At 40.3% G+C, this 7,839-nt stretch carries 6 protein-coding genes and 2 pseudogenes; 6 read left to right on the forward strand and 2 right to left on the reverse strand.

All coding sequences use genetic code 11. From position 1 onward, the window contains the following. The 4 genes and pseudogenes from SPADD19_RS12550 to SPADD19_RS04115 form a co-directional block, all read left to right on the forward strand. Window positions 1-142: pseudogene (locus tag SPADD19_RS12550) on the forward strand (ABC transporter substrate-binding protein); the annotation flags it as partial. A gap of 84 nt (window positions 143-226) precedes the next feature. Further along, window positions 227-1,129, forward strand: coding sequence for a carbohydrate ABC transporter permease (locus tag SPADD19_RS04105; protein ID WP_061455301.1), 903 nt, complete (start codon window positions 227-229; stop codon window positions 1,127-1,129). Between the two features lies 1 nt (window position 1,130). Next, complete coding sequence (locus SPADD19_RS04110; RefSeq protein WP_161800641.1) at window positions 1,131-1,976, forward strand: carbohydrate ABC transporter permease; 846 nt, start codon at window positions 1,131-1,133, stop codon at window positions 1,974-1,976. A gap of 9 nt (window positions 1,977-1,985) precedes the next feature. Next, a complete protein-coding gene (locus SPADD19_RS04115) occupies window positions 1,986-3,440 on the forward strand; it encodes a glycoside hydrolase family 32 protein (RefSeq protein ID WP_061455302.1) in 1,455 nt (484 codons plus the stop codon). Window positions 3,441-3,496: 56 nt separating this feature from the next. On the opposite strand, the gene SPADD19_RS04120 is transcribed toward SPADD19_RS04115, so the two are convergent. Both SPADD19_RS04120 and SPADD19_RS04125 read right to left on the reverse strand, forming a co-directional pair. Then, the gene (locus SPADD19_RS04120; RefSeq protein ID WP_061455303.1) at window positions 3,497-4,771 is read right to left on the reverse strand and encodes a 2-hydroxycarboxylate transporter family protein; all 1,275 of its coding nucleotides are present in this window, start codon (window positions 4,769-4,771) and stop codon (window positions 3,497-3,499) included. Between the two features lie 21 nt (window positions 4,772-4,792). Beyond that, window positions 4,793-6,414, reverse strand: a pseudogene (locus tag SPADD19_RS04125) (malolactic enzyme). Between the two features lie 172 nt (window positions 6,415-6,586). On the opposite strand from SPADD19_RS04125, the gene SPADD19_RS04130 reads away from it, so the two are divergent. Both SPADD19_RS04130 and SPADD19_RS12555 read left to right on the forward strand, forming a co-directional pair. After that, window positions 6,587-7,471 carry a LysR family transcriptional regulator gene (locus SPADD19_RS04130; protein ID WP_061455304.1) on the forward strand — a complete coding sequence of 295 codons (885 nt, stop codon included), beginning with the start codon at window positions 6,587-6,589 and terminating at the stop codon, window positions 7,469-7,471. A gap of 152 nt (window positions 7,472-7,623) precedes the next feature. Next, a partial coding sequence (locus tag SPADD19_RS12555) for an exodeoxyribonuclease VII large subunit (RefSeq protein ID WP_241496465.1) occupies window positions 7,624-7,839 on the forward strand: 216 nt, incomplete at its 3' end.

Here is a 7,839-nt window from a genome sequence, read left to right on the forward strand (position 1 = left end):
AGCTTATCCACAAGTTTCACGCGCTTTCCAACAAGCAATGCAAGATATCAGCTATTATAAAGATAATCCAGATGTACAAAAAGTATTAGATGCTCGTGCGAAAGAAATGCAAACGGCAATTGACCAATCTTTAAATAAATAGTTGGCATTTAAAAGGTGGAAGGTAAGTAATAAAATGTACCTTCCACCTTATTTTATTTAATGATTTCATCTTAGGAGACGAACAATGAGCGAAACAAAGAAAGTCGAAACAAAAAAGAAAGAACGTCTTAAAGAAAATATTATGGGCTATAGCTTTTTAGCTCCAGCATTAGTATTACTTTTTATCTTTTTGGTGATACCTGTTGGTATGGTCATCTATTATGCCTTTACAGATTATTACCTATTGACACCAGAGGACAGAAAATTTGTAGGGCTACAAAATTTCATGCGTTTAGCACAAGATCCGATCTTTATAAAAAGCTTCTTGAATACATTGAAATTTGTTGTTTGGATCATTCCAGTACAACTTGGGGCAGCCCTTGGTATGGCCTTAATCGTAAATAAGAAACGTAAAGGAAACATGTTCTTTAAGGTAGCATTCTTTGCTCCTGTTGTGATGTCTCTTGTCGTTATCTCTATCCTATGGTTATACTTGTTAAATCCAAATAATGGTTTGCTCAATGCTCTACTGAATAAAATTGGTATTTCTTCACAACCATTCTTGACAAGTCCAAAACAAGCCATGTATGCCATTGTATTTGTTTCTGCATGGCAAGGTGCAGGTTATCAAATGTTGTTATTCCTTGGAGGAATGCAAAATATTCCACAAGATATTTATGAGGCGGCAGAGTTGGATGGATTTTCAAAATGGGCTCAATTTAGATATATCACGATGCCTTTATTGAAAACAACTGCCTTATTTGTACTCTTGACGACATTGATTTCAGCATTTAAATTGATTGTGCAACCAATGGTCATGACTCAAGGTGGTCCATTGAACTCAACAATCACTATGGTATATTACATTTATCAACAAGGTTTCACTGACCGTCTTGTTGGTTACTCAAGTTCAATTGCCTTAGTATTTACAACATTGATTGGTATGATTAGTCTTGTACAACGGCGAGTTTTGAAGGAGGATGATTAGGATGAAACGTTTAAAACCGACTACTATTTTAGAATATGTTTTATTAATTCTATTAGCAGGCCTCTTTCTATTTCCTATGATCTGGATGGTGGTTTCAGCAATGAAGCCAGAAGCAGATGTGTATAAGAATTTAACAAGTTGGAAAGCATTCTTACCTAGTTTTAATCCAGCTGATTGGTTTAAACCCTACCAAGAGGTTCTTGCCCGTTTTAGTATTCTAACATATCTAGGGAACAGTATTTTTTATGCAGGAACATTTGCACTGGGGTCTATTATTGTAAACGCCTTAGCGGGATTTGCATTTGCAAAAATTAATTTTACAGGTAAAAAAATTCTGTTTGGCTTTTTATTGGCATTGTTAATCATTCCGATGGAAACAGTGTTGATTCCTCAATTTACAATTATTAATTCACTTGGCTTAGTCAATAATCGTTTAGCGGTTATTATCCCTGGATTAGCTAGTGTCTTTAATATTTATCTTTTCCGAAACTTCTTTATTGCCATTCCAGAAGAAATTATCGAATCTGCAAAAATAGATGGTGCAAGTATCTTACGGATCTTTTTCAAGATTATGTTGCCTATGTCGAAACCGGCGGTTGCAACAGTTGGTGTTCTTTCCTTTATTTCTAGTTGGAATGATTATATCTGGCCGTTGATGGTTTTAACCGATTCGTCAAAATTTTCAATGCAGGTGGCGATTACAACCATTAATACAACTCAACCAGTTTATATCAATCAAGTAATGGCTGTTTTGACAATTTCTACAATTCCACTTATTCTAGTATATATCGTAGCACAAAAATATATTATTCAAGGTCTAGGTGGATCTGGTACAGGTATTAAGTAGGTGATCAGTATGAAGGAAAGCATTCGAAAAGCAAATCAGTATATCGATGAAAACAGGGAGAAGGTTAACCAGCAATATAGAGGAGCATTTCATTTGCTACCTCCAATCGGCTGGATGAACGATCCAAATGGCTTTGTTTATTTCCGTGGGGAATACCATTTGTTTTACCAATTCTATCCCTATGATAGTGTTTGGGGTCCCATGCATTGGGGGCATGCTAAATCAAAAGATCTTCTCCATTGGGAAGAACTGCCAGTAGCTTTAGCACCAAGTGAAAGCTATGATAAGGATGGTTGTTTCTCTGGTTCTGCTATTGTGAAAGATGACAAGCTCTATTTGCTGTATACGGGTCATGTAGACGATGAGGAAAAGCGAGAAGAGACGCAGTGTCTTGCGGTTTCGACAGATGGCATTACCTTTGAAAAGTTGCCTACTAATCCAGTGATCCATGCTCAACATATTGATGGGATCGCAGATATTGCAGATTTTCGTGATCCTAAAGTATTTGAATACCAAGGAAACTATTACGCTGTCGTTGCTTCTAAGACACCGGATGACAGAGGTCAAATTCTCCTATTTGCATCAAGTAATCTAGTAGATTGGACCTTTACATCAGTTCTTTTAGAAGGTGAAAAAGGGCAAGGGATTATGTGGGAGTGTCCCGATTTCTTCCCTTTAGATGGCAAATGGGTCTTGATCCTGTCTCCCATTGAAATGGAAAGGCAGCAAGAAAAATACTGGAACTTAAATTCGACGGTTGCCTTTATCGGTGACATGAATTGGGAAACAGGGCGCTTTCATGTCGATTCCTATGATGAAATCGATGGTGGTTTGGATTTCTATGCCCCTCAAACTTGTCAAGGACCAAATGGCGAACGATACATGGTTGCCTGGATGCAAATGTGGCACCGGTCTATCCCCAGTCATGATTTAGCTCATGGGTGGGCAGGTAGTATGACTCTTCCAAGAAAATTGTCTCTGAAAAACGGACGATTGGTTCAGGGGTTACCTGAGTCAGTGAAAGAACACTTTCTTGTAGAGCATGCGTCAGAAACCATTGTTAAGGCCAATCAGATCACGATCCCAGCGAAAGGGAAACAAACCTTGTTTGAACTAAATGCCAAACCGGGTCGCTCCTTTATCCTTGGATATGGCGATGAAACCGATCCTGATAGTGTCTTGCAATTGGTTTACGACGCCTCTCAAAAACGCTTTAGCTTAAGTCGAGACCAATTTGGGCACCCCATTTCTGGAAAAGAAAATCCAGTATTTCAATCGAGATGGATTCAGTTAAATGCTGAAAAGGATCATCATTTTTCGATCATTCGCGATACCAACTCCATCGAAGTATTTGTGGATGGTAAAACTCTATCCATGACCTTTTATGAAACGAGTCAGAATCCCTTCTATACCCTCACGGCAGATGAAGGGGTCAATTGGGTCGTAAAAACCTATCAAAAATAGGAAATCAATAGCCTCCTAAAGAAGAAAAAGACAAGTCACAGGACTTGTCTTTTGTATTAGGAAAGAATGGAAGCGAGGAGTCCTCCGAGAATGAGGATGATAGCACCGCTCAGTCGGTTGGCCATTTGGGCGAAGGCGATCATTTCCATACGATCAGATGCGGAGAGAACAGCGATATTTCCGGTTCCTCCCATAGAGTTATTGATCATACCAGATCCGATAGCAGTCTCGACTGGATACAATCCAACCAGTTTTCCGATCAAAGCAGAAGCAAGCCCCATAGCTAGAACAGATGTCAAGCTTAGGAGAATGAATTGCCAGGTCATCGCCTTAGCGAGAGTTGAAAGGTCAATCAAGGAAAGACCGATCCCAGCTAGGACTGCATGGGTGAGGTTAGTCATAATGACTTGGTTGAACATGACCACACAGTTTTCCAAAGGTTTTGGGACAGCATTGAAAGCTTTCAGGATAAAGACGATGATAATCATGAAGGCATAACTGTGGATTTTTGGAACAAAGGCATTGCAGATGACCCCGAGAAGAAAAATACTAAAGGCAAACATCATTCCAACTCCGATTTGGGTCGGATCAAGTGTGAGTTTTTCTTTCTTCAATTCATCTTTATTGACGGGAATCAAGACACCGTGACCATTGTAAGGACTGTCTGCAAAGATTTTGACGATCAAAACAGCTCCAATGATGGCAAGGATATTACCAAGTGTGGTAGCGGGTGCCAATTGAGAGAAGATGGCTGCTTGGCTTCCATGGAGATTAGCAGCGTATATCTTTGAAAGAGGCAGGATTCCAGCTCCCATTCCTCCGACCATTTGTGGGAATGAAACATAGAGAATCGAATGTCCAAATCCTTGTCCCAAAAGGCTTCCAATGATCCCAACAGAGAGAGCCCCAATGACCATGGTGACCAAGGAAACAGGAATAAAGCGAGCGGAAGCTTTTACCAAGAGATTGCGATTCATCCCTAGAATAGCCCCACAAATCAAGGCTGCGATATAAAAATCAAGAAAGCCAAAGGAATCTCCCAAAAAGCCTTTGGTGGCTGTGATAATATTTGCTGGAATAACATGGAAGGTCGCTAGAAGAGTAGCTCCTAGTAGGGTGAAGACGGATCCACCACCTAGGTAAGAATTCATAATTGGAAGTTTCTCACCGATAAAGTAGAAAAGGTGCCCCATGGCGACCAAAAGGAGGGTTAGTCCAAGCATATTGAGTGGGAGTTTCCCCATAGCAATCGTCACCGCAAGAACGATGACGATGAATGCATATAGAGGAAGACTGACACCGGAAATGTTGATTTCATTCAATTTTTTCATGGTTGTTCAGTCAGCTCCTTATTAGTATTTAGGATACCATTTAAGGTCACGTACAGCTTTGGCCATATCTGTTTCTTTAGCTTGTGCAAGCCCTTGTTCTTGAGCTTTCTTGGCAACAGCTTCTGCTACCTTGATAGACACGTCAGCTACATATTGGAATGGTGGAAGGACTGGCGCACCTGGTTGACCTGGATTGACAATACCGGACAATGAGTGAGCAGCTGCCCCGATCATTTCATCTGTCAACAATTTGGCTTCAGAGGCCAACATACCAAGACCAAGCCCTGGGTAGATCAAAGCGTTATTGGCTTGACCGATTTCGTAGTCCACACCTTTGTAGCTGATGGTTCCTGAAGGGACACCGGTAGCGACAAAGGCTTTACCGTCTGACCATTCAATGACTTGTTGGGCTGTTGCTTCCAATTTCTTGGTTGGGTTAGAAATTGGGAAGATCACTGGGCGTTCAGTGTTTTCACACATGGCTTCAACCACTTCTTTAGTGAAGGCACCTGGGTTTGTAGAAGTTCCGACCAAGATTGTTGGTTTCACTGTTTTGATCACTTCAAGAAGATTGGTCATATCGCCTTTACCTTCGAAGTCAGCACGTTTTTTAGCAAATGGTTTTTGAGCTGGCGTCAAATCTTCCATATCGTCAAACAAAAGACCTTGTTTATCGATCATGAAGAAACGTTTGTAAGCTTCTTCTGGAGAAAGTCCTTCAGCAACCATTTCAGCGTGAACACGGTCTGCGATACCAGCACCAGCAGAACCACCACCATAGCAAAGGTAAACTTGGTCTGTCAATTTTTCACCAGTGATATCCATCGCTCCAAAGATACCACCCAAGACAACGATCCCAGTTCCTTGAATATCATCGTTGAAAGTTGGGATTTCTTTCTTGTAACGGTTCAAGATATCAGCCGCATTTGAACGACCGAAGTCTTCCCAGTGAAGGTACAATTTAGGGAAAAGTTTTCCAGCTGTTTGAACGAATTGATCGATAAAGGCATCGTATTTTTCACCACGAACACGTTCATGACGGTTCCCCAGATACATTGGATTGTTCAACAATTCTTCACGGTTGGTACCAGCATCGATGACAAGAGGCATAACGCAAGCTGGATCAATGCCTGCAGCAGCAGTGTAGACCATGAGTTTTCCGACAGAGATGTCAACCCCTTGGACACCCCAGTCACCGATCCCAAGGATTCCTTCTGCATCAGTTGCAACGATCAAGCGGATATCACGATCGCCAGCCGCATTTTTAATGTTTCTTCGATATTTTCTGGGTGGTTAATATCAAGGTAAGCGGCATATTGTGGGTCTACAAAAAGTTCAGAATATTGTTCAATGGTGTCTGCGATCACTGGATCATAGACGATTGGGTTGAACTCAACGATGTGTTGGTTAAAGAGGTAGTAGAAAAGAGTACGGTTTGTATTGAAAATTTCCATCAAGAAAAGACGTTTTTCAAGGTCTGATGGTTTGCGCAAGAAATGTTGGTAAGCTTGTTCAGCTTGTTCTTCGATGGTTTGAACATATGGAGGAAGAAGACCAATCAGGCCAAGTTCTTTACGTTCTTCCATTGTGAAAGCAGTTCCTTTATTCAAGAAAGGATTGTTTAAAATTTCATGTGATTTCATTGCGAAATACTCCTCATAAATAATTTATCTGTAAGATTTTTTCTCACGCAAGCCATTATAGTCTTCTGTAATTCTTATAGTCAACTTCCCTTGTCCTTATAAAAAAATTTTATAAGTAAGAGTTTTGTGTTAGAATGAAGGAAATGGAAATTGTAGAAATGGAGGGATAGAGATGAATATCCGAGACTTGGAATATTTTTATCAACTGTCGAAATTAAAGTCTTATACAGACGTGGCGCATTATTTTCAAGTGAGTCAACCGACTGTGACCTATGCCATCAAGCGTTTGGAGGATCACTATGCTTGTCAGTTGGTAGAAAAATCGTCTTCTAATCGTGTTTTGCACCTAACTCAGCCGGGGAAGGTTTTAGCCAATCACGCGCGAGAAGTTTTGATCGAAATTGAAAAGACAGAAAAAGCTGTTGAACGCAGTAAAAAGAATCTGTTGCGCATTGGACTACCGCCATTGATCACCAGCGATATCATGAAAAAATTTGGGACGCATGATGAAGAGCTTGAGATTTTTCGTCAATCACAATTGGTGCAATTAGGTTCCAGGGATTTGATGCGTTTATTGGTGTGTGGAGATTTAGATTTTAGTCTATTGGGAAGCTTAGAGCCCATTTCGCACGCGCATTTGACCAGTCAGCTCCTGTATAAAAAAGAATTTTTTGTGATTGTTTCAAAGGATCATCCACTAGCAGATCGCAAGGAAATTTCTTTTAAAGAGGTGTTAGAGGAGACCTTTATTCTGTTAGATGAGCATCATGTGCACATGACGGCTTTTAAACGTTTGAATGCTCGCTTTGATGATTTGGCCCAGTTTACGGTTGTCTTGACCGATTCCAACTTGGTCTTGAGTTTCATCGAAGAAAATTTGGGAATTGGTCTCATGACCGATCTGACTCTCTTTCCAGAATATCCAAATGTTGTCAAAATTCCGCTGGTTGAAGAGGAAAAAACAGTCTTCTATATTAGCTATGCCTATCCAAATGAAGGGGAACCCCAAGCGCTTCTTAGCTCCTTTATTGAACGGTTAGAGAAGTGTGAAAAATAAGGATGCTGGTGTCAAACAGACAAATAGAGAGCAACTTGAATAAAATGAGGCTTGTAGAGAAAGGAAATTCATGATTTCGCTTTGTCTGCCAGCCTTTTTTGGTGTTTTTTGGTATAATTAAACTTGATCATATTCTGCAGAAAGGAGTTCCTATGTCCAACTATTTATCCGTATCAAGTTTGACCAAATATTTGAAATTAAAATTTGATAAGGATCCCTATTTGGAAAGGGTTTATCTGACAGGGCAGGTCTCCAATTTCCGAAAACGTCCCAACCACCAGTATTTTTCATTAAAGGATGAAAAAGCGGTTATTCAGGCAACGGTCTGGGCTGGGGTTTATCGAAGCTTTGGTTTTGAGCTAGAAGAA

Origin of the sequence: Streptococcus parasanguinis (genome assembly GCF_001578955.1) — a bacterium.
Classification (GTDB): domain Bacteria; phylum Bacillota; class Bacilli; order Lactobacillales; family Streptococcaceae; genus Streptococcus; species Streptococcus parasanguinis_U.

Excerpts from the sequence above, each read along its gene's own strand:
- SPADD19_RS04105 (WP_061455301.1), top strand. The coding sequence starts at position 227 with ATGAGCGAAACAAAGAAAGTCGAAACAAAAAAGAAAGAACGTCTTAAA.
- SPADD19_RS04110 (WP_161800641.1), top strand. The coding sequence starts at position 1,131 with ATGAAACGTTTAAAACCGACTACTATTTTAGAATATGTTTTATTAATT.
- SPADD19_RS04115 (WP_061455302.1), top strand. The coding sequence starts at position 1,986 with ATGAAGGAAAGCATTCGAAAAGCAAATCAGTATATCGATGAAAACAGG.
- SPADD19_RS04120 (WP_061455303.1), bottom strand. The coding sequence starts at position 4,771 with ATGAAAAAATTGAATGAAATCAACATTTCCGGTGTCAGTCTTCCTCTA.
- SPADD19_RS04130 (WP_061455304.1), top strand. The coding sequence starts at position 6,587 with ATGAATATCCGAGACTTGGAATATTTTTATCAACTGTCGAAATTAAAG.